The organism is Pseudomonas syringae (assembly GCF_023278085.1).
Taxonomy (GTDB): domain Bacteria; phylum Pseudomonadota; class Gammaproteobacteria; order Pseudomonadales; family Pseudomonadaceae; genus Aquipseudomonas; species Aquipseudomonas syringae_Q.
In genome coordinates, this window is sequence record NZ_CP066265.1 from 1,827,956 (window position 1) to 1,849,741 (window position 21,786).

13 protein-coding genes are annotated in these 21,786 nt (G+C 62.2%); 5 read left to right on the top strand and 8 right to left on the bottom strand.

The window, feature by feature from the left end:
* The first annotated feature begins 103 nt into the window (after window positions 1-103).
* Complete coding sequence (locus I9H07_RS08350; RefSeq protein WP_236425090.1) at window positions 104-1,516, top strand: aspartate aminotransferase family protein; 1,413 nt, start codon at window positions 104-106, stop codon at window positions 1,514-1,516.
* Between the two features lie 87 nt (window positions 1,517-1,603).
* Entirely contained in the window at window positions 1,604-1,822 is a 219-nt protein-coding gene (locus I9H07_RS08355; protein ID WP_024644006.1) for an MbtH family protein, read from the top strand.
* A gap of 673 nt (window positions 1,823-2,495) precedes the next feature.
* On the opposite strand, the gene I9H07_RS08360 is transcribed toward I9H07_RS08355, so the two are convergent.
* The 8 genes from I9H07_RS08360 to I9H07_RS08395 are packed head-to-tail and all read right to left on the bottom strand — an operon-like array spanning window position 2,496 to window position 8,693.
* Complete coding sequence (locus tag I9H07_RS08360; RefSeq protein WP_236425709.1) at window positions 2,496-3,419, bottom strand: metal ABC transporter substrate-binding protein; 924 nt, start codon at window positions 3,417-3,419, stop codon at window positions 2,496-2,498.
* Window positions 3,420-4,319, bottom strand: coding sequence for a metal ABC transporter permease (locus I9H07_RS08365; protein ID WP_024672837.1), 900 nt, complete (start codon window positions 4,317-4,319; stop codon window positions 3,420-3,422).
* A complete protein-coding gene (locus I9H07_RS08370) occupies window positions 4,319-5,083 on the bottom strand; it encodes a metal ABC transporter ATP-binding protein (protein WP_236425708.1) in 765 nt (254 codons plus the stop codon). The genes I9H07_RS08365 and I9H07_RS08370 overlap by 1 nt, the downstream gene beginning before the upstream one ends.
* On the bottom strand, window positions 5,080-6,012 hold the full coding sequence (locus tag I9H07_RS08375) for a metal ABC transporter substrate-binding protein (RefSeq protein WP_024643510.1): 933 nt from the start codon (window positions 6,010-6,012) through the stop codon (window positions 5,080-5,082). The genes I9H07_RS08370 and I9H07_RS08375 overlap by 4 nt, the downstream gene beginning before the upstream one ends.
* Window positions 6,013-6,047: 35 nt before the next feature.
* The gene (locus I9H07_RS08380) at window positions 6,048-6,614 is read right to left on the bottom strand and encodes a DUF6162 family protein (RefSeq protein ID WP_058390942.1); all 567 of its coding nucleotides are present in this window, start codon (window positions 6,612-6,614) and stop codon (window positions 6,048-6,050) included.
* The gene (locus I9H07_RS08385; protein WP_058390943.1) at window positions 6,611-6,943 is read right to left on the bottom strand and encodes a hypothetical protein; all 333 of its coding nucleotides are present in this window, start codon (window positions 6,941-6,943) and stop codon (window positions 6,611-6,613) included. Before I9H07_RS08385 ends, I9H07_RS08380 begins: the two co-directional genes overlap by 4 nt.
* On the bottom strand, window positions 6,940-7,482 hold the full coding sequence (locus tag I9H07_RS08390; protein ID WP_024643513.1) for a hypothetical protein: 543 nt from the start codon (window positions 7,480-7,482) through the stop codon (window positions 6,940-6,942). Before I9H07_RS08390 ends, I9H07_RS08385 begins: the two co-directional genes overlap by 4 nt.
* Window positions 7,479-8,693 (bottom strand): PepSY-associated TM helix domain-containing protein, encoded by a 1,215-nt coding sequence (locus tag I9H07_RS08395; RefSeq protein WP_236425706.1) that lies wholly within the window; start codon window positions 8,691-8,693, stop codon window positions 7,479-7,481. Before I9H07_RS08395 ends, I9H07_RS08390 begins: the two co-directional genes overlap by 4 nt.
* A 306-nt stretch (window positions 8,694-8,999) precedes the next feature.
* Here I9H07_RS08395 and I9H07_RS08400 point away from each other — a divergent pair, with 306 nt between their 5' ends.
* The 3 genes from I9H07_RS08400 to I9H07_RS08410 all read left to right on the top strand — a co-directional run bounded on the left by I9H07_RS08400 (window position 9,000) and on the right by I9H07_RS08410 (window position 21,784).
* A complete protein-coding gene (locus I9H07_RS08400) occupies window positions 9,000-9,977 on the top strand; it encodes a TauD/TfdA family dioxygenase (protein ID WP_236426028.1) in 978 nt (325 codons plus the stop codon).
* A 582-nt stretch (window positions 9,978-10,559) separates the two neighbouring features.
* Window positions 10,560-13,970 (top strand): amino acid adenylation domain-containing protein, encoded by a 3,411-nt coding sequence (locus I9H07_RS08405; RefSeq protein WP_236425705.1) that lies wholly within the window; start codon window positions 10,560-10,562, stop codon window positions 13,968-13,970.
* A complete protein-coding gene (locus I9H07_RS08410) occupies window positions 13,967-21,784 on the top strand; it encodes a non-ribosomal peptide synthetase (RefSeq protein WP_236426031.1) in 7,818 nt (2,605 codons plus the stop codon). Before I9H07_RS08405 ends, I9H07_RS08410 begins: the two co-directional genes overlap by 4 nt.
* Window positions 21,785-21,786: the final 2 nt, after the last annotated feature.

The following is a 21,786-nucleotide window of genomic DNA, read 5'->3' on the forward strand; positions in this document are numbered from 1 at the left end:
GCAGCCCGCTGGCGCGTTTTCAATGGAAGGAATAAACGCCTGAACCGGCATGGCCAACCGTCATGCATCAGGTCATTCACGCAGCGTATTGAGGGTTGCACAGATGTCAGTCGCTACCAGGTTTATCGATGATCAGTTGACCCGGATTACGCCGGCAGCGGCTGAGACGCTCTACCAGTTCGACGAATCGCCCTTGCTGGCGCGGCAGAATCGTCAGGAATCGAATGCACGCAGCTATCCTCGGCGCATTCCGCTGGCGCTCAAGCGTGCCAAGGGGATTCACGTCGAGGACGTCGAAGGGCGGCGCTTTATCGATTGCCTGGCAGGCGCCGGCACGCTGGCGTTGGGGCATAACCATCCGGTGATCATCGAAGCGATCCAGCAGGTGATCGCCGATGAGCTCCCGCTGCACACCCTGGACCTCACCACGCCAGTGAAAGACCAGTTCGTTCAGGACCTTTTCGGCCTGCTGCCGCCAGCGCTGGCTCGCGAGGCAAAGATTCAGTTCTGCGGCCCGACCGGCACCGATGCAGTGGAAGCTGCGTTGAAACTGGTACGCACGGCCACCGGACGCAGCACTGTTTTGTCGTTTCAGGGTGCCTATCACGGCATGAGCCAGGGCGCGTTGAGCCTGATGGGCAGCCTGGGGCCGAAAAAGCCGCTGGGTGCCTTGCTCAGCGCGGGCGTGCAGTTTCTGCCGTATCCCTACGATTACCGCTGCCCGTTCGGGCTGGGCGGTGAACAGGGCGTGCGCGCCAACCTGCATTACCTGGAAAACCTGCTGAATGACCCGGAAGCGGGCGTGCAGTTACCCGCAGCGGTCATTCTGGAAGTGGTGCAGGGCGAGGGCGGGGTGATCCCAGCCGACCTCGACTGGCTACGCGGCGTGCGCCGGATCACCGAAAAGGCCGGGGTGGCACTGATCGTCGATGAAGTGCAGAGCGGCTTTGCCCGTACCGGCAAGATGTTCGCCTTCGAGCATGCCGGGATCATCCCCGACGCCGTGGTCATGTCCAAAGCCATCGGTGGCAGCCTGCCGCTGGCGGTGGTGGTCTATCGCTCGTGGCTCGACACCTGGTTGCCGGGTGCGCATGCCGGGACGTTCCGTGGCAATCAGATGGCAATGGCCACCGGTTCGGCGGTCATGCGCTACCTGCAGGAGCACAATATCTGCGAGCACGCGACGGCCATGGGTGCTCGGCTGGTCGGTCATCTGCAAGCGTTGCAACGCGATTTTCCGCAACTGGGCGACATTCGCGGTCGCGGATTGATGCTCGGCGTCGAACTGGTTGATCCGTCTGGCGCGCAGGATGCACAGGGTCATCCACCCGTGTTTGCTCGTCTGGGCCCGCTGATCCAGCGCGAATGCCTCAAGCGCGGGCTGATCCTGGAACTCGGTGGTCGGCACGGTAGCGTGGTGCGCTTCCTGCCACCGCTGGTGATCACCGCCGAGCAGATCGACGAAGTGGCCGCAATCTTCGGTCGCGCGCTTAATGCCGCCGTCGCACAGCTTTAATTTTTCGACGTAGCGATACGTTCAATCCCTATAGCTGCTGTGAATTGGCACAGCAGCACTGAACACACACACACACGGAGAGCAGCAATGACTTCAGTATTCGATCGGGAAGACATCGTCTTCCAAGTCGTGGTCAACCACGAAGAACAGTACTCTATCTGGCCCGACTACAAGGCTGTTCCCAACGGCTGGCGTACGGTTGGCAAAAGCGGCTTCAAGAAAGAGTGCCTGGCTTACATCGAAGACGTCTGGACCGACATGCGCCCCCTGAGCCTGCGCCAGAAGATGGAAGCGCAGACGGCCTGATTGAAGGGTTACCGACGATCGTGCCCATGCTCCACGCAGTGATCGTGCGACGCTCCGCGTCGGCATGCCGTTCCGGACGCTTCGCGTCCTCTTTGCGACGCAGAGCGTCGCGACCTGCATTCCCACGCTGGAGCGTGCGGAACGATAACCTCAACTATCGTGCCGATGTTCTGCGCAGTGATCGTGCGACGCTCCGCGTCTGCATGCCGTTCCGGACGTTCCGCGTCCTCTTTGCGACGCAGAGCGTCGCGACCTGCATTCCCACGCTGGAGCGTGCGGAACGATAACCTCAACTATCGTGCCGATGCTCCACGCAGTGATCGTGCGACGCTCCGCGTCGGCATGCCGTTCCGGACGCTTCGCGTCCTCTTTGCGACGCAGAGCGTCGCGACCTGCATTCCCACGCTGGAGCATGCGGAACGATAACCTCAACTATCGTGCCCATGCTCTGCGCAGTGATCGTGCGACGCTCCGCGTCGGCATGCCGTTCCGGACGCTCCGCGTCCTTTTTGCGACGCGGAGCGTCGCGACCTGCATTCTATCGTGCCGATGCTCTGCGCAACGATCGTGCGACGCTCCGCGTCGGCATGCCGTTCCGGACGCTCCGCGTCCTCTTTGCGACGCAGAGCGTCGCGACCTGCATTCCCACGCTGGAGCGTGAGGCACGATAACCTTACCCCTTGCCAGCCAGCACCTTGATAATCCCCTGAATATCCCCCTGCAACTCTATCAGCGGATCAGCACCATCAATTCCCAGCACCAGCACCAGCAGCTTGCTGCCCGCCGCCTCGATCGCAGCCTTGACCGGTTCTGGCGGTTGACGGTGGTCAAGCACCAGCGCCACGTCGTTATCCTTGAGAGTGGCGCTCAGCTTGCCCAATGCCTCGGGCGTCCACTGCTCATCGGTCAGCACCTGGCTGTCGATCAGCTCCAGATTCAGCCCGCTGATCAAATAGCCAAAGCGATCTGACAAACTCACCACACTCAAATTATCAGCACCGGCCAGCGCCGCTTCACTGCTGGCGCTGAGCTTGAGCAACTGCTGCTTGAACGCCGCCAGATTGGCCTCGATCTTCGGCTTGGCGGCCGGTGCCAGGCGCACCAGATCCGCCGCCAGCACGTCCGCCATACGCCCCATGTTATTGCTCGCCAGCCACGGCTGGCTGTTCAGCCCGTCAGTGCCTTGACCCGGCTGCACGGCGATCCCCGGCAAACTGCCGTCCACCGGCCGTGCCGCATCAATCTCGACAATGCGGATGTTGCTGCGCCGGGCGTTCGGGTAAAGCGGGTCATCGGCCCAGATCGAACGCAAGCCGATCACCGCGTCGGCGTTGTTCGCCAGCCCGCGCAAGGCATCCGCACCACGCCCGGTGAAGTACGCGGTCTGACGTGAGCCCGGCAGGTTGGCAGCCGCTGCGCGCTCCAGCACCACACCGCTGTCCTTGAGCAACATCTCGCCCAGCCCGTAGGTAATCGGCAGGCTGGCCAGTACTCGCACTGGCTGCGGGCTGTCGGTTTTGGCTTCAGTTGCATACAGGCTGTTGCCGAACAGGCCAGTCATGGCCAGCGCCAGGGTCAATGTGCGTAACGTAAGCATTTATCCAATATTCCCTTTCAGGCCCGGCAGCGTGCCGCGAGCGATGGCAGCCAGGGCGAAAGCGATGCCCGCCACCAGAATGATTGCCGCGCCGGACGGCACCGGCAGGTCGAAGACGATAGGCAGCAGAATGCCGCACAGGGTGCTGATGGTCGCGATGGCCACCGAGATCCAGAAGAAGCCTTTCAGCGACTGGCTCAATAGCCGCGCTGCTGCCGCCGGAATCACCAGCAGCGCCCCGACCAGAATCGCGCCGATGACTTTCACCGCAGCGACGGTGATCAACGTCACCAGAATCACGAACAGGTAATCCAGGGTCTTCACCGCCACGCCACGCACGGCGGCCAGTTGCGGGTTGAAACTGGCCAGCATGATGCGGTTATACAGCGGCAGGCTCAGGCCCATGACCAGCGAACCGACGATCAGCAGCACCAGCAGGTCATTGCCGTTGACCGTCAGCACCGAGCCGAACAGCACGTTTTCCAGAATGTGCACGTTGATCTTGCCGGCCAGCACCAGCAGCAGGCTCGCGCCCAGTGCCAGCGACACAGAGAGGAACACCCCGATCAGCGTGTCCGGTGCCAGCCCGGTGCGGTTGCGCAGGTAATTGAGGACGATACCGAACAGCAGGCAGTAACCGAACAGGGCACCATACGGGCCGGTGTAGGGTTCGCCGAGCAGGATGCCGATGGCCACGCCGGTCAGTGCCGCATGGCCCACTGCTTCGGAGAAAAACGCAAAGCGCTTGACCACCACCAGCGTGCCCAGGCCGCCCAGCACCGGGCCGATCAACAGTCCGGCCAGCAGGGCATTGACCACAAAGCCATAGGCCAGCGCTTCCGGCAGATAACCGGACGACGCCAGGCCCTGAATGAACAGGCGAAACGTTTCGTAATCCATCACGCAGCGCTCCCGTTAACGACATCCGCAGTGCGAGGGTGAGCAGAAAACAGCTTCAGCAGGCGCTCCGGCGTCAGGGCCGTGGCGGCGGGCTCGTCGAACAATACCCGCCGATTGAGCCCGGTCACCTGATCAGCCAGCCGCCGCACGGCATCCAGATCGTGCTCGATCCACAGCACCGTGATCCCGCTGCGCCGCCAGTCACCGAGCAAGCGCTCGAACACTTGAATACCCGCTTCGTCGAGCGCCGACATCGGTTCATCCAGCACCAGCAATTGCGGCGCAGGGATCAGCCCTTGTGCAAGCAGCACGCGCTGCCGTTCGCCGCCGGACAACGCGCCCATGCGCCGTTTGCGCTTGTCCTGCATGCCGACCCGTTCCAGCGCCTCGCCAATCGCCGCCGCATAGTGCTTCGACAGGCCGAGAAACGCCGGACGTCGCTGACACATGGCCGCCATGAAATCGTCCACGGTCATGGGCAGCCCCCGGTCGAACTCCAACGCCTGCGGCACATAGCCGATCAGGCCCGGTGCGGCCGGCCATTGCAGGCTCAGTTGACCCTGATGCGGGGTCTGGCCGAGCAGTGTCTTGATCAGCGAGCTTTTGCCGCCGCCGTTCGGCCCGACCAGCGCGTGGACGCTGCCGGCGCGCACATTGAAATGAACCTGATCGAGAATCGTGGTGCGCCCGAGGGTCAGGCTCACCTGGTTGAATTCGATGCCTGGCCCCTGGCGGATGATGTCGAGGTGCTGTGCAGCCGTCATGCGCCGGACTCCTGAATGGCCCGCACCACCGTGTCGAGGTTACCGGCCATTTCCTTCTCGTACTTGTCGGCGGTGTATTCGCCATAGGAAATGTGCGACAGGGGGTAGAGCTTGACCCCGGATTCGCGCTGGATGGTGTCGACGTAGGTGGACGGGAAGTCCATCTCCGAGAAGATCACCTTCACGTCCAGTTCGCGCAGTTGGTCGATGGTTTTTTTCAACTGGCTCGGACTGGGCTCGATGCCATGTGCTGGCTCGACCACCGCAGTCACTTCCAGGCCGAATTCGCGCAGCAGGTAGTCGTAGGCGGCATGTACTGTGGCCACGCGCAGGTCGGCGTTGGGTGCTTTGGTCAGCTTGGCCAGAGCGTCGGCGCGCATCTGCCGCAGGCGCTTGCCGTAGGCGCGGGCATTGGTGGTGTAGGTTTTTGCGTTATCCGGGTCCAGCTTGCCCAGCTCGCGGGCAATGTTGTTGACCTGGGCGATAGACGCACTGATCGACAGGAACGTGTGCGGGTTGACCACTTTGCCCGCGCCGCGCGCCGCTACCCCGGTGGCGGCCAGCAACGGCACGTCGGCGTTGGCTTCGATGGTTTTGATGTTCGGCGTTTCACTGGCTGCGATCATGCGGTCGGCAAAATCGTCATGACCCACGCCATTGAGCACGATCACGTCCAGCGAGCCGATGCGCTTGATGTCTTCGGCGCGAGGCTCGTAGGCATGCGGGTTGAAACCGGCCGGGATCAGCGGCACCACCTCGGCTTTGTCACCGACAATGTTGCTCACGTAGCTGTAATACGGGTGCAGGGTGATGCCGATACGCAGGCGTTTGGCCGGGTCGGCGGCGTAGCTGGAGGGCGCGAGCACGGCGGCAAACAGGCTCACCAGCAGAACGCGAAGAAAAGGGCGACGTTTGAATGAAATAGGCATGGGCAAGCGGTCTTCTTTCAAAGGAATGCGAAGTTTCAGTGCGGGTGCTGACGGGTCACGCCAGCATCGAATTGCGCGATGACCTGTTTCCAGCCTGCATCGATCAGGGCCTTGTCGCCGAGGTCGCTGACAGAGGTTATCGAGGCGCTGCGGTTGATCCAGATGTCGGGCTGCTCGCCCGAATCGACACGCATCAGAAACGACCCGGCCACGCTCGGCGTCTGGCTCAGGCCCAGATAGGACTGACCGACCATTTGCCAGGCATGACCGCCCCGGCTGACCGAACTGGCGTCCTTGGCGAACGGCGCGAAGCCTTCTTCGCCCAGTTGCTGTGGGGTGATCGGCGTTTGCTGCTCGGCTGCCAGCAGGCGGATTTCGTCCAGCGTCACGCGCAGGTCGGCGTAGATGCCCTGTTCGGCAGCGGTCAGGTCGCGGCGTGCATCTAGCTGATGGCTGGCAACGCTCTGCACGTCCTGCTTGTCCCGGTGCAGGCTGACCACGCTTGCCGCAGCGGCCAGGATCAGCAGGCACAGCAGCAGAACGTACAGGGTTTCATGCCCGGCACCTGCCGGACGGATGATGTGTCGGGTCGGCGCACTCATGGGATCGGGATATCCGCCTGATCGATTTCCACCACATGCCCGGGACCGGCGTCGAACAGCACGTAGAACTCCGAAGCCGGGCGCTTGAAGGTCACGGTCGAGTCCTCACCGAGCTTGCCGGGTACCAGAATGGTTTCGTCGTAGCCGATCACGTCGAGGGTCACCCCCGGCGCGCCGCTGCCGTCGGAAAAACCGCCGGTGCAGCGGATCTGTTCGTTATCGATCTGTTTGCATTCGCACATCGGGTTGTGCGCCAGAGCGTTGCCGCTCAAGCCGAGCAGGCACAGGGCGCTGGCCGTCAGCCAGCGCAGGGAGGGGCGGGCACTCATGGTTTGGCTCCTTGTTTCTTCAGCCACGCGACCGTAGTCGGCGAAGCCTGTTGCAGAGGAATGGAAGTCTGATGCACGGCGCCGTCCCAGCCTTCCATGGTGATCCACAGGTCGGAATCGGGGCTGGTGGTTTCCGGAATCTGCATGAACGCACTCATGCGGTAGCCGCCGCCGAAGAAAATCACCCCGGCAGTGCGCAGGCTGCGCGGTTTGCCGATGCGCAGGTAAGTGGCCTTGACGCGGTCGATGCAGGCGCTGCACAACGCGGCATTGAAGCTTTTCATGTAGCCCGACGGGCCGGACAGGCGCGGGGCTTCGCTGCGGTCTTCTGCCAGGCGCAGGCTCCACGGGCCGACCTGAATCTCGCCGACCTCGCGCTGGCCAAGGCCCTGATCGCCGCGATCCAGCGAGACGTCGGAGAAGTACTTGGGCATGAAACCCAGCGGGATCAGCACCAGCAGCACGTTGATATGAAAGCGCCACTTGTGCCAGAAGCGGCTGAGCGACGAAACAGGTGGTGCGACAGCGACCTTGCTCACAGGCTGTTCTCCGGGGTGCGGGCCGTCAGCGGCGAGGTGTTTATCTCCGGGGTGTATGCGGCAGGCCTGGCTCTGGCTTCACGCTTGAGTGCATTGATCGTTGCTATCGCAGTGCGCTTGCTCCAGATCAACAGACCGCTGAGCACCATCATGCTTAGCAGCAGGCCGAAGAACGCCCAGATCAGCTTGATCCAGATACCGCCAAAGTCACCGGTGTGCAGCGGGCGCATGGATTCGGTGACGAACTCCAGCTTGTTGCGGTCCGACAACAGGTGCGAAGCGGCTATTTCACCGCTGTACGGGTTGATTTCAGCGGTCTGGAACATCAACGGATACCAGCTGCGCCCGCCCACCTGCATGTTGCTGTAGGCATTGAACGGCGGCGTGATGAAGCTGGCCTCAAGACCCGGAATCCGTTCTTTGGCGATTTCCACGGCCTTCGCCAGGCTGATGGTCGGCGCAGGGCTGCCGTCGGCAGTCAGCGGCACGGCGTTGTGCGGGATGATCGAGGCAACCTGGGATTTGCTGGAAATACTGATCTGGTTATCGCCAAGAACCGCCTGAATCAGAAACCAGGTGCCGGTGATGGAAATCACTGCGATGAACCAGATCGACCACACGCCACTGAGCCGATGCAGATCGCCCCAGAAGATCCGTGGGCCCTGGCTGAAACGCAAGGGCTTGAAGAAACCGCGCCAGAATTTCTTGTAGACCACCAGCCCGGTCACCAGTGAAGCCAGCAGCGGTAGACCGAGAATCGACACCAGGTACCAGCCCCACGAGTAACCATTGGTGAACGGCACCAGCCACCAGCCGTGCAGGGCGCGGGTGAAACGGCGGAAATCGAACGATGGCGTGAGGCCCTGAATCACCCCGGTGTAAGGGTTGACGTATGCCGGGACCGAGCGGCCGTCCGGGTAAGTGACGAACACACTCAGGGCGAAATAGTCGCCGTCGGGTTGCATGATCGTGCCGACGATCAGGTCAGGTTCGTTGCGTTCGATGGTGGCGCGAATCTGTTCGAAATTCATCCGTTGCGCATCGTCGGAGGGGCGGTTGTCGCGCATCTCCGGGTTGGCCAGCCACATGATTTCCTTGCTGACCACCGCCAGCGTGCCGGTCACGCAGACGATCAGCACGAAGAACCAGATGGGCAGGGCAAGCCAGCTGTGGACGAGAAACCAGATTTTTGAGCGGGACTTCTTCGACATGGATAAGCAATCTCGATTCACGGTATTGAGCGTCAGCCAGGCTGGCGCTCTGTGCGCTGTGTCTATGTGCTGCGCGGGCGATAAAACCCCGCATTCAGTTAAAGACGAATGAGAACCGGATTCCTGTAGGAATATTTTGCGTTTAAATGAAAAAAATTGTTTCAGAGGCATCGAACGTCAGGCGCAGCGGGCTTGAAATGACGCGAGGCGGCTAATTTTCCAGCCGGGAAGTACGTTCAATCTGCACATGGGTGTTGCGCCAGGCCGCAGGGGTTCGGGCGCTTTTGCCACCAAGGGAGAGACATCATGAGTCATGCGTTGAGTTTGGATATCCGGCCGCTGCTGGCAGGGGCGGGCAGTTTGCCCATGGTGGTGCAGGCGCCCGAGCCAGGTCTGGACTTGATGGACGCGCTGGGCGAGCTCAAGCCGCTGGTGGCTGAGCACCTGTACAGCGCGGGCGGCATTCTGTTTCGCGGCTTCGAAGTCGGTGGCGCGGAAGCGTTTCGTGAATTCGCGGCGGGTTTCGGTGATCCGCTGCTCAATTACGAGTTTGGCTCCACGCCGCGCAGCAACGTGACCAAGGGGGTTTATACCTCGACCGAATACCCGGCGCATCAGAGCATTCCGCTGCACAACGAGCAGGCCTACACGCTGGATTGGCCGATGAAGATCTGGTTCTACAGCATGATTGCGGCGCAGACCGGTGGCGAAACGCCGATTGCCGACAGTCGGGAAATCTACCGGCGCATTCCGGCGCGCATCCGTGATCGCTTTATCGACAAGAAGCTGATGTACGTGCGCAACTACGGCAACGGGCTCGATGTGGAGTGGAGTCAGGTGTTCAACACCGAAGACGAAAGCGTGGTCGCGGCCTATTGCCGGGCACACAACATCGAATGCGAATGGAAAGACGACGGCGAGCTGCGCACCCGGCAGATCTGCCAGGCCGTTTCTCGCCATCCGGTAACGCAGGACACGGTCTGGTTCAACCAGGCGCACCTGTTCCATATCTCCAACCTGCAACCGGAAGTGCGCGAAACCCTGCTGGATGTAGTGGACGAAGAAGACCTGCCGCGCAACGTCTATTACGGCGACGGCTCGCCTATCGAAGAAAGCCTGCTGGACGAAATCCGCGGCGTGCTCGACGCCTGCACCGTCAGCTTCCCATGGCTGGAAAACGACGTGCTGATGCTCGACAACATGCTCACCGCCCACTCCCGTGCGCCGTTTACCGGCAAGCGCAAAGTTGTGGTCGCCATGGCGCAGGGGCATTCGGATAAGTAAGCGCCGTCAGATCACCGTGGCTTTAGCCCACCTGCTCTAAAAGGCTTTTCGACCGCGATGGCACTGACGACGCAGAGTGCGACGTTAGTGACGGCTGAGTCCTGGCGCTGATCCGGGGGTAACTCGGCAAGGATGCCGAGTTAGCCGCACCGGGCCATGGATGGCCCGTTGCGGCGACCCCCGGATCAGTGTCAGGACGAAGGAACCCGACGAAGTCGGGCCGGAAACCGGAGCGAAGGGGTTTGCCTGCTTTGGCCCCATCAAAGTAGGTCGCCGAGGGGCGAAAAGGTGACTTGAGCCGGACACCCATCTACCTGACAACACAGAGCCGCTGTGTGACGCAGAGCGTCACGAAAGGCATTACCACGCAGAGCGGGGGAACGAGGGTCGGGATAGCCGGCTTGATTATCGTGCCTGAACTCTGCGTAGGCATGCAGTTCTGGATGCTCTGCGTCTTCTCTTGAGTCTGCGGTGCAATGCAGAGCCACACCTGAGAAACCTTTCTAAATATTTCCCCGCCAATTCGTTCTTGTTGATACGACCCCGCCTGACGGTCAGCCCCATTCAGCAAGGATTCGACCCATGAACCCCGAACACGCCCAGAAACTCGCTCGTCGTTTTGTCGAGTTGCCCCTTGAAAAACGTCGCCTGTTTCTCGAAGGCATGCGCAAGGAAAACATGGATTTTGCGTTGTTCCCGATTCCTTGCTGCGAAGGGCTGGCCGAGCGCGACGGGCTGTCTTATGCCCAGCAACGCATGTGGTTTCTCTGGCAACTGGACCCGCACAGTGCGGCCTACAACTTGCCGATGTCGGTGTGCCTGAACGGTCCGTTGGAGCTGCCTTTGCTGGAACGGGCGTTCAGCGCCCTGGTCGAGCGCCACGAAAGCCTGCGTACCACCTTCGGTCAGGAGGGCGATCAGGCGTTTCAGCGCGTTGCACCGCCGACGCCTGTGAGCATCCGCCTGATCGACCTGAGCCCGCTACCGCCTGCGCAGCGCTGGTCTAACGCACGGCAGGCCATGGCCGAGCAGTCGGCGCAGAGCTTCGACCTGCAGCGCGGGCCGCTGTTTACTGTGCAGGTATTGCGCCTCGCCGAACAGGAACACCTGCTGCTGCTCAACCTGCATCACATGATCACCGACGGCTGGTCGATGAACGTGCTGATCGACGAATGGCTGCGCGGCTACGACGCCTTGTTGGCCAGCAAGCCGCTACCGTTTCAGCCGCTGATTGTTCAGTACCGCGACTACGCGGTCTGGCAGCGCAGCTGGCTGGAGGCTGGCGAACAAGAGCGTCAGCTGGAGTACTGGCGCAAGCATCTGGGCGAAGAACACCCGGTACTTGAATTGCCCACGGACCGACCGTACCCGGCGCTGCCCAGCCATGACGGCGCGCGCCTGGAACTGGCGCTGGAGCCGGAGCTGCTGCGCAACCTGAAAAGCCTCGCCCAACGACAGGGCGTCACGCTGTTCGTGGTGCTGCTGGCGACCTTCAAAAGCCTGCTGCATCGTTACAGCGGGCAGACCGACATTCGCGTCGGCGGCCTGATCGCCAACCGCACTCGCAGTGAAACCGAAGGGCTGATCGGCTGCTTCATCAACACGCAAGTGCTGCGCAGCGAAGTCACCGCACAGACGCGCTTTGTCGATCTGTTACAAACGGTGCGCAACGCCTCGACCGGTGCCCAGGCGCATCAGGAATTGCCGTTCGATGCCGTCATCGACACCTTGCAACCTGAACGCAGCCAGAGCCATAACCCGCTGTTCCAGGTGATGTTCAATCACCAGCCGGTGGTGGCCGATCTGCTGGACAAACAGCTGAGCGGCGGCCTGCGCGTGGCCAATCTGCCCGCCGAGCAACAGGCACTGGCCCAGCGCTCGCACGCCGCTGCCAGCGACCTGATGCTCGCCACCAGCGGCGAAGGCGAGCAACTGAACGCCGCCTTCACCTATGCCACCGACATTTTCGACGAATCGACCATCGTTCGTCTGGCCGCACACTGGCGCAACCTGCTGACGTCGGTCTGTGCCGATCCGCTGCAAACCATCGCCGGGCTGTCGATGCTGGCGGCCGACGAGCGCACGCACCTGCTGGATGTCGACAGCGTCAGCAAAGCCGACACCGCAACCCCCGCGCATCGCCAGTTTGAAGCGCAGGTACTGCACACGCCAAACGCCCCGGCACTGATCCTAGCCCGTGAAGGTCAATCGCCGAGCCTGACCTACGCCGAACTGAATGAGCGCAGCAACCGTCTGGCCTGGCAACTGCGCGAGCACGGTGTGGGGCCGGACGTGCTGGTCGGCGTCGCGCTGGGCCGTTCGCTGGACATGCCGATGGTGCTGCTGGCTGTACTCAAGGCGGGCGGTGCTTACGTGCCGCTGGACCTCAGCGCGCCGAGCGAGCGATTACGTCATGTGCTGCAAGACAGCGGCCTGAAGCTGCTGCTGACCCACAGCGAACAGCTGACCAGACTGCCTGAAATGGCTGACATTCAATGCCTGTGCATCAATCAGATGAACAGTGAAGCCGCCAGCACACAAAACCCGGAAGTCGCAATCGATTCGGCCAGTCTGGCCTATGTGATCTATACCTCCGGCTCGACGGGCCGACCCAAAGGCGTGGCGATCAGTCATGGCGCATTGGCCGAGTTCGTCACGCTGGGCGCGGACTACAGCGACCTGCGCGAAGGCGACCGGGTCCTGCAGTTCGCCACCCACAGTTTCGATGGCTTCGTCGAGCAGTTCTACCCGCCGCTGTGTCGCGGCGCGGCGGTGGTCATGCGCGACGAGCGTCTGTGGGACAGCGCCATCTTCCATCAAGCCATCGTCGAGCACAGCGTGACCCTGGCGGATTTGCCTGCGGCCTACTGGCTGACCCTGGTTCAGGATTTCGCTGCCAGCCCGCCTGCGCATTACGGCGCGCTGCGGCAGATCCACGTCGGCGGCGAAGCGATGGCCGTCGAAGGTCTGCGGCTGTGGCAACAGGCCGGACTTGGTCATGTGCGCCTGCTCAACACCTACGGCCCGACCGAGGCCACAGTGGTGTCGAGTATCCACGATTGCAGCGCGCTGACCCCGGAACAGGTGTCCTGGCGCGGCGTGCCGATCGGCAAAGGGCTGGCGGGGCGTCGGCTGTACATACTCGACGATCAGCTGAACCTGCTGCCGCAAGGCGTGGTGGGCGAACTGTATATCGGTGGGCCGGGTCTGGCCCGCGGTTATCACGCCCGGCCGGGCCTGAGCGCCGAGCGTTTTGTCGCCGATCCGTTTGTGAGCGGCGAGCGTCTTTACCGCACCGGCGACCGTGCCCGACTGCGCGCTGACGGCGCTATCGAGTACATCGGTCGGGTCGATCATCAAGTGAAAATTCGCGGTTTCCGCATCGAGCTGGGCGAAATCGAATCGCGCCTGCAGCAATGCACGGGTGTGCGTGAAGCGGTGGTGTTGGCCGTCTCGCTGTCAGGCAGTACGCAACTGGTGGCTTATATAGTGCCGCACATTGCGGCGATCAGCGACAGCGAACAACTGGCACTGCGCCAGAGCATCCGCACTCAACTGCAAGCCAGCCTGCCGGACTACATGGTGCCGACGCATGTGCTGCTGTTGGCGGAGCTGCCGCTGACGCCCAGTGGCAAACTGGACCGCAAGGCCTTGCCTGCGCCCGATGCAAGCCAGTTGCAGGCTCGGTATCGCGCACCGCACAGCGAAGTGGAAACCTGCCTCGCCGCCATCTGGCAGGACGTTTTGCATGCCCCGCAGGTCGGGCTGGACGACCACTTCTTCGAGCTGGGCGGTCACTCGCTGCTCGCCGCGCAAGTGATTGCCCGGATCAAGACCCGACTGGGCGTCAGCCTGCCACTGCGCGTCCTCTTTGAAAAACCGCTGCTGAGCGACCTCGCTGCCGAAGTGGCGTTGCTGACCGACAACACAACGGATAACGACTGGAGCGACATGGACCAGTTCATGGATTCACTGGAGGAATTTGGCGCATGACCGGGTCCACTGCTGCACGTATCGCAAAACGTTTTGTCGGCTTGCCGCTGGAACAACGCCGCCAGTTCCTCGCTCGCCTGCGTGAGGAAGGCAAGGATTTCAGCCTGTTGCCAGTGCCAGTCAGTCGCCATGACTTCACAGCCATACCGCTTTCATTCGCTCAGCAGCGCTTGCTGTTCCTCTGGCAGCTTGACCCGCTGAGCGACGCCTACAAGATGACCACCGGCCTGCGCCTGAAAGGGTGTTTGGACGAGTCGGCATTGCGGTGCGCTTTCGATCATCTGATCGAACGCCACGAAGTGCTGCGCACGGTGTTCCAGACCGATGGCGATCAGGCGCTGCAAGTCGTGCTGCACAACCAGAGCGTGGCGCTGGACAGCATTGACCTGTCCGGCCTGGCTGACACCGAACTGCGCGATACCGAACTGGCGCTGCACGTCACCACACTCACCAGCCAGCCGTTCGACCTGCGTAAAGGCCCGTTACTGCGTGCACACCTGTTCCGCCTCGCCAGCGATGAGCATGTGCTGGTGGTGAACATGCACCACATCGTCTCCGACGGCTGGTCGATGGACGTGATGATTCAGGAGTTCGTCCACTGTTATCAGGCCTATTGCGAAGGTCGCGAACCGAGTCTTCCGGAGCTGCCGCTGCAATACGCCGACTACGCCATCTGGCAGCGTCGCTGGCTGGAGGCGGGCGAGGGTGAGCGGCAGCTGGATTACTGGCGCAATCAGCTGGGTGACGAGCAACCGCTGCTGGACGCTGCGCAAGACTTCCCGCGCCCCGTGACGCAGAGTTTTCAGGGCGAGCACCTGCACTTCGATTTCGGCGCCGACCTGTCGCGTCAGCTCAATACGTTCGCCCGCAGCCAGGGCATGAGTCTGTTCATGTTGGTGCTGGCCGGTTTCTCCTTGTTTTTGTCGCGCAAGGCCGGGCAACGTGACATCCGCGTCGGCGTGCCCAATGCCAACCGAGGCCGGGCTGAAACCGAAGGGCTGATCGGCTTCTTCATCAATACCCAGGTGCTGCGTTGCCAAGTGGACGAGCGCCTGAGCTACCTCGATTTACTGGCGCAGATTCGTGACACGTCGTTCGGTGCGCAGGCGCATCAGGACGTGCCGTTCGAGCAACTGGTGGATCACCTGGCCCCCGAGCGCAGCCTGGGGCATAACCCTTTGTTCCAGGCCAAGTTCAACCAGAACGTGGTCCTCAAGCAGAAAACCGCACTCAGGCTGGCGGGGCTGGAAGTCAGTGAGTACGCCTTTGAAAAACAAGGCGCGCATTTCGATCTGGCGCTGGACATTACCGACGACGGCACGCTGATCCACGGCGACATGACCTATGCCAGCGACCTGTATCGGCGTGCGACCGTCGAGGGCTTCATCCCCGAATTGCTCGACCTGTTCAAGACCCTGCTCGCTGCGCCGAGTGCGCCACTGTTCAGTCTTGGCGCGCTGGCGATCGAGCCTGTGCGGGACGCGCGCGAACCCGCGCCCTGTGTGCTGCAACTCTGGGACCGTCAGGTCCAGACGCAGCCTGAGGCGCTGGCCGCCCGCTGTCTGGATCGCACCTTGAGTACGCGCGAGCTGGATCAGGCGGCCAATCAGCTGGCTCATCACCTTGTCCGGATGGGTATCCGCGAAGGCCAGCCGGTCGCGGTATTGATGGAACGCTCGCTGGACTGGCTGACGGCCGTGCTGGCGATTTTCAAGGCCGGTGGCGTGTACATGCCGCTGGACGTCAAAGCCCCCGATGCGCGGCTGCAACACATGCTGAGCAATGCCCAGGCAAAAGTGCTGTTGTGTGCCGCAGGCGATTTGCGTCAGACATCCCTGAACGTTGCCGGTTGTCAGAGCCTGGCCTGGATACCTGTGCAGTGGCAGGACTTGCCGACCCGCCGTCCCGAGAACGCGTTGTCGGCCGAGTCGGCGGCTTACGTGATTCACACCTCGGGTTCGACCGGCCAGCCCAAAGGCGTACTGGTCAGCCAGGGCGCGCTGGCCAGTTACGTGCGCGGCCTGCTGGAGCAGTTGCAACTGGCCCCCGAGGCGAGCATGGCGCTGGTTTCGACCATCGCCGCCGACCTTGGCCATACCGTGCTGTTCGGCGCGCTGTGTGCGGGGCGCACGCTGCATGTACTGACCGAATCTCTGGGGTTCGACCCGGACGCTTTTGCGGCCTACATGGCCGAGCATCAGGTCGGCGTGCTGAAAATCGTGCCCGGCCACTTGGCCGCGCTGCTACAAGCCAGCCAACCCGCCGACGTGTTGCCGCAGCATGCGCTCATCGTTGGCGGCGAAGCCTGCTCGCCCGCGCTGGTCGAGCAGGTGCGTCAGCTCAAGCCGGTTTGCCGGGTGATCAACCACTACGGCCCGAGCGAAACCACCGTCGGCGTGCTGACCCATGAGGTGCTGACAATCGACGCTTTGCGCAGCGTGCCGGTCGGTGCGCCGTTGCCGGGGGCCAGTGCCTACGTGCTGGATGACGTGCTGAACCCCGTCGGCAAGCAGGTTGCAGGCGAGCTGTACATCGGTGGCGACAGCGTGGCGCTGGGCTACATCGGCCAGCCGGCGCTGACTGCCGAGCGCTTCGTGCCGGACCCGTTTGCGCAGGATGGCGCCCGGGTTTACCGCAGCGGCGACCGCATGCGACGCGATCATCAGGGGCAACTGGAATTCATCGGCCGTGCCGACGATCAGGTGAAAGTGCGCGGCTATCGCGTCGAGCCTGCAGAAGTGGCGCGGGGGCTGCTGGGCCTGACTTCGGTGGCAGAAGCCAGCGTATTGCCGTTGCCCGTTGACGGTGATGAATCGCGTCTGCAACTGGTCGCGTATTGCGTGGCAGCAGCCGGTGCGAGCCTTGATATCGAACACCTGCGCGAGCAACTGGCTGTGCGCCTGCCCGACTACATGCTGCCGGCGCAGATTCTGCTGCTGGATAAACTGCCGCTGACCGCCAACGGCAAACTCGACAAGCACGCCTTGCCCAAACCGGGTGTGGTCAAACAGCGTTACACCGCACCGGTCGGCGAGATCGAGGAAAAACTCGCTGCGGTCTGGGCTGACGTACTCAAGCTGGAGCAGGTCGGCAGCACCGACAACTTCTTCGAACTGGGCGGCGACTCGATTCTCAGCCTGCAAATCATCGCTCGTGCCAAGCGCCAGGGCATCAAGCTCAGCCCCAAGCAGTTGTTCGAGAAACAGACCATCGGCCAACTGGCCTCTGTCGCCAAATTGATCGAGAAAAAGCCTGCTGCTGCGGCAGAGCAGATCAACGGCTCGCTGCCGCTGCTGCCGATTCAGGCGCGCTTCTTCGAGCTGGACATTCCCCAGCATCAGCACTGGAATCAGGCGCTGATGCTCAAGCCCCTGCAAACACTGGATGCGAATCACCTTCAAGCTGCACTGGCCGCGCTGATCGAACAGCACGACGCGCTGCGCCTCGGTTTCACCCAGCAAGATGGCCAGTGGCGAGCCGCATTCGGCGCGCTGAGCACCCGCGACCTGCTCTGGGTACATGAGCTGGATAGCATTGAGCGCCTGCCGGAACTGGCCACTGAAGCGCAACGCAGCCTGGACCTGAAAAACGGCCCGTTGCTGCGTGCGGTACTGGTCAACCTGCCGCAAGGCGAACAACGCGTGTTGCTGGTCATCCATCACCTGGCGGTGGACGGCGTGTCCTGGCGGGTGTTGCTGGAGGACCTGCAACAGGCCTACGTCGCCTTGGCGGCAGGCCAGCCGCTGGCGCTGGCGGCCAAAACCACGTCGCTCAAGCACTGGGCCGAGCAATTGCAACAGTACGCGAGCGGCGCAACGCTGGCCGCCGAGCGTGAATACTGGCTGCACGCCTTGCAGGGCGACGATCAGCCGCTGCCGCGTGACAAGCCCGAGGGCACGATGCGTAATCGCGACGCGGCCCATGCGTCGTCGTGGCTGAGCAAGGACCTGACTCACAAACTGCTGAAAGTCGCGCCTGCCGCCTACCGCACGCAGGTCAACGACTTGCTGCTGACGGCGCTGGCACAAGTGCTGTGCGAGTGGAGCCAGCAGTCGTCGGTGCTGATCCAGCTGGAAGGCCACGGCCGCGAAGACCTGTTTGAGGATACCGATCTCAGCCGTACCGTGGGTTGGTTCAGCAGCCTGTTCCCGGTCCGCCTTACGCCGCAAATCGCGCCGGGTGCAAGCCTGTGTGGCATCAAGGAGCAGTTGCGCGCGGTGCCGAACAAAGGCATTGGTTACGGCGTATTACGCTACATGGGGGAGCCGGGTTTTGCGCAGCAACTGGAGGCTTTGCCACAGGCACGGGTGACATTCAACTATCTGGGCCAGTTCGACGGCAGCTTCAACCAGCGCGAGGGCACGTTGTATGTGCCGAGCGCCGACAGTGCCGGCACTGCGCTGTGCGAAGACGGCCCGCTAGGCAACTGGCTGAGCCTCAACGGCCAGGTGTTCGACGGCGAGCTGCAACTGGACTGGAGCTTCAGCCGCGAGGTGTATCAGGCCTCGACCATCGACACCCTGGCGCGCCGATACGAGCAGGCGCTGACCACGTTGATTGAGCACTGCCTGGCCGGGCATCAGGGCGTCACGCCATCGGACTTCCCGCTGGCGCGTCTGACCCAGACGCAACTCGACGCACTGCCTATTGCTGTGGGCGAAATCGACGACATTTATCCGCTGTCGCCGATGCAGCAGGGCATGCTGTTCCACTCGCTGTTCGAAGAGGGCACGGGCAATTACATCAATCAGTTGCGGGTAACTGTCACCGGGCTGAATGTGCCGCGCTTCCAGAGCGCGTGGCAGGCAGCGGTCGACACTCACGACGTGCTGCGCAGCCGTTTTTTCAGTCAGAGCGAGCAGTCGCTGCAAGTGGTACAGCGTCAGGTGATGCTGCCTTTTGTCGAGCTGGATGCGCGTGGCAAGCCGGAAAACTGGCTGGACGACTGGGCGCAGGCCGATCGTCAACAGGGCTTCGATCTGGCGCAGGGGCCACTGTTGCGTCTGGCGGTAGTACGCACTGCCGCTGACAGCTGGCAACTGATCTACACCAGCCATCACATCTTGATGGATGGCTGGAGCAGCTCGCGCCTGCTGGGCGAGGTGCTGCAACACTACAGCGGCCAGATGCCGCCGAAACAGGCAGGACGTTATCGCGATTACATTCAATGGCTGCAGCAGCAGGACGCCGCGCTCAGCGAGCGCTTCTGGACCGCAGAACTGGCCGAGCTAGATGAGCCGACCCGCCTGTTGCAAGCGGTCAAGTCTTGCGCAGAAGGGCAGGGCTACGGCGACTACATCCAGTTGATCGATGCTGACGGCACCCGACGTTTGAGCGAGTTCGCCCGCGAGCAGCGCGTGACCCTCAATACGCTGGTGCAATCCGCCTGGCTGTTGCTGCTGCAACGCTACACCGGCCAGTCTTGCGTGACGTTCGGCGCTACGGTGGCCGGGCGTCCGGCTGACCTGCCGGGCGTCGAGGAACAACTGGGGTTGTTCATCAACACCCTGCCGGTGATCGCCAGCCCGCGTCCGGAACAGACCGTCAGCGACTGGGTGCAGCAGGTGCAGACGAAAAACATCGCCCTGCGCGAGCATGAGCACACAGCGCTTTACAGCATTCAGCGCTTGGCGCGTCACAGTGGCGAGGCGTTGTTCGACACCATTCTGGTGTTCGAAAACTACCCGATGTCCGAGGCCTTGCAGCGTGCGCCGGAGGGCCTGGCGTTCAGTGACCTGCGCAATCAGGAGCAGGCGCATTACCCGCTGACCCTGGTGGTCGAGGCCAATGACGTGCTGTCGGTACGCTTCAGTTACGACCGGCAACACTTCGGTGCCGAAAGTATTCTGCAACTGGCAGCGCATTTCGATCACCTGCTGCAAAGCCTCAGTACGTCGGCAACGACGCGTCTCGGCGAACTGGCACTGCCCGTCGCCTGGACGCAGAGCTTGCAGCGATATCCGAGCGAGCAGTGCGCCCAGCAGCGCATCGAAACCCAGGCTGAACGTACCCCGCAAGCCATCGCCCTGAGTTTCGGCGCCGAGCAACTGAGCTATCAACAGCTCAACCGCCGCGCCAACCAGCTGGCCCACAAACTGCGGGCGCAGGGCGTCGGCCCGGATGTTTGCGTAGGTCTGGCCGCCGAGCGCAGTCTGGAGATGATTGTAGGCTTGCTGGCGATTCTCAAGGCCGGTGGCGCGTACGTGCCGCTGGACCCGGATTATCCGCAGGATCGCCTGAGCTTTCTGATGCAGGACAGCGGTATCGAGTTGTTGCTGACTCAGGCGCATTTGCTTGAGAGATTACCGATTCCAGAGCAGGTGCAGACGCTGGATCTGGCTGACGCGCTGAATGATTACAGCGCCGAAAACCTGCCGAACCAGACCTCGCCGGACAATCTGGCTTATGTGATCTACACCTCCGGCTCGACCGGCAAACCCAAAGGCACCTTGCTGAGTCATCACAACCTGACGCGCCTGTTTGCTGCCACCGACGACTGGTTTGCTTTCAGCGAAAAGGACGTCTGGACGCTGTTCCATTCCTTTGCCTTCGATTTCTCGGTCTGGGAAATCTTCGGCGCGTTGCTGCACGGTGGTCGACTGGTGATCGTGCCCCGCGAAGTAACCCGTTCGCCGGAAGCTTTTCATGCCTTGCTGGTTGAACAGCAAGTTACGGTGCTCAACCAGACACCGTCGGCGTTCAAGCAGTTGATGCGCGTGGCCTGCGATTCGCCGTTGCCGGTGCCGCTGCAGAAAGTCATCTTCGGCGGCGAAGCGCTGGATGTTGCCAGCCTGACACCCTGGTTCGAACGTTTCGGCGATCAAGCGCCGCAACTGATCAACATGTACGGCATCACCGAAACCACCGTGCATGTTACTTACCGACCGATAAGCAAGGCCGACACGCAGAACCCGGCCAGCCCGATTGGCGAGGCGATTCCGGATCTGTCGTGGTACGTGCTGGACGCTGATTTCAACCCGGTTGCCCAGGGTTGCAGCGGCGAACTGCACATCGGCCATGCAGGTCTGGCACGGGGTTATCACAACCGCGCAGCGCTGACCGCCGAGCGCTTCGTGCCAGACCCGTTCTCCAGCGACGGCGGTCGGCTGTACCGCACCGGCGACCTGGCGCGTTATCGCGCTGCCGGAACCATCGAGTACGCCGGGCGTATCGACCACCAAGTGAAGATCCGTGGCTTCCGTATCGAACTGGGCGAAATCGAAGCGCGGCTGCAAGCGCACCCGGCAGTACGCGAAGTGATCGTGCTGGCGCTGGAAGGCCAATTGGCGGCGTATCTGGTTCCGACCCAGCCTGATCAGGATCAGCACACGCTGCGTGAAACGCTGAAAGCCGAACTCCGGGCACATCTGCCGGATTACATGGTGCCGACCCACTTCATCGTCCTCGACCACATGCCGCTGACCGCCAACGGCAAACTGGACCGCAAGGCGTTGCCTGAGCCGGATGCCAGCCAGTTGCAGGCCGCCTACGTCGCGCCGCAAGGCGAGCTGGAGGAACAGTTGGCGGCGGTCTGGGCCGGTGTGCTGAAAGTCGAGCAGGTGGGGCGCGGCGACAACTTCTTCGAACTCGGCGGGCATTCGCTGCTGGCGGTGCAGATGCTGGTGCGGGTACGCGAACAGTTGCAGCGCGAGGTCAGCCTCAAGGATCTGTTCGAACAGCCTGTGCTGGCTGACTTCTGCGCCACGCTGCAAGAAAAAAATGGCGAAAGTGACCATGCACTGGACGAATTGACTAAATCACTGGAGGCACTCAAACGTTTATCAGCGGAGGAAATTGATAATTTGATTGCTTAGCA

Coding starts and splice junctions, on each gene's coding strand:
- I9H07_RS08350 (WP_236425090.1), top strand. CDS start 104: ATGTCAGTCGCTACCAGGTTTATCGATGATCAGTTGACCCGGATTACG.
- I9H07_RS08355 (WP_024644006.1), top strand. CDS start 1,604: ATGACTTCAGTATTCGATCGGGAAGACATCGTCTTCCAAGTCGTGGTC.
- I9H07_RS08360 (WP_236425709.1), bottom strand. CDS start 3,419: ATGCTTACGTTACGCACATTGACCCTGGCGCTGGCCATGACTGGCCTG.
- I9H07_RS08365 (WP_024672837.1), bottom strand. CDS start 4,319: ATGGATTACGAAACGTTTCGCCTGTTCATTCAGGGCCTGGCGTCGTCC.
- I9H07_RS08370 (WP_236425708.1), bottom strand. CDS start 5,083: ATGACGGCTGCACAGCACCTCGACATCATCCGCCAGGGGCCAGGCATC.
- I9H07_RS08375 (WP_024643510.1), bottom strand. CDS start 6,012: ATGCCTATTTCATTCAAACGTCGCCCTTTTCTTCGCGTTCTGCTGGTG.
- I9H07_RS08380 (WP_058390942.1), bottom strand. CDS start 6,614: ATGAGTGCGCCGACCCGACACATCATCCGTCCGGCAGGTGCCGGGCAT.
- I9H07_RS08385 (WP_058390943.1), bottom strand. CDS start 6,943: ATGAGTGCCCGCCCCTCCCTGCGCTGGCTGACGGCCAGCGCCCTGTGC.
- I9H07_RS08395 (WP_236425706.1), bottom strand. CDS start 8,693: ATGTCGAAGAAGTCCCGCTCAAAAATCTGGTTTCTCGTCCACAGCTGG.
- I9H07_RS08400 (WP_236426028.1), top strand. CDS start 9,000: ATGAGTCATGCGTTGAGTTTGGATATCCGGCCGCTGCTGGCAGGGGCG.
- I9H07_RS08405 (WP_236425705.1), top strand. CDS start 10,560: ATGAACCCCGAACACGCCCAGAAACTCGCTCGTCGTTTTGTCGAGTTG.
- I9H07_RS08410 (WP_236426031.1), top strand. CDS start 13,967: ATGACCGGGTCCACTGCTGCACGTATCGCAAAACGTTTTGTCGGCTTG.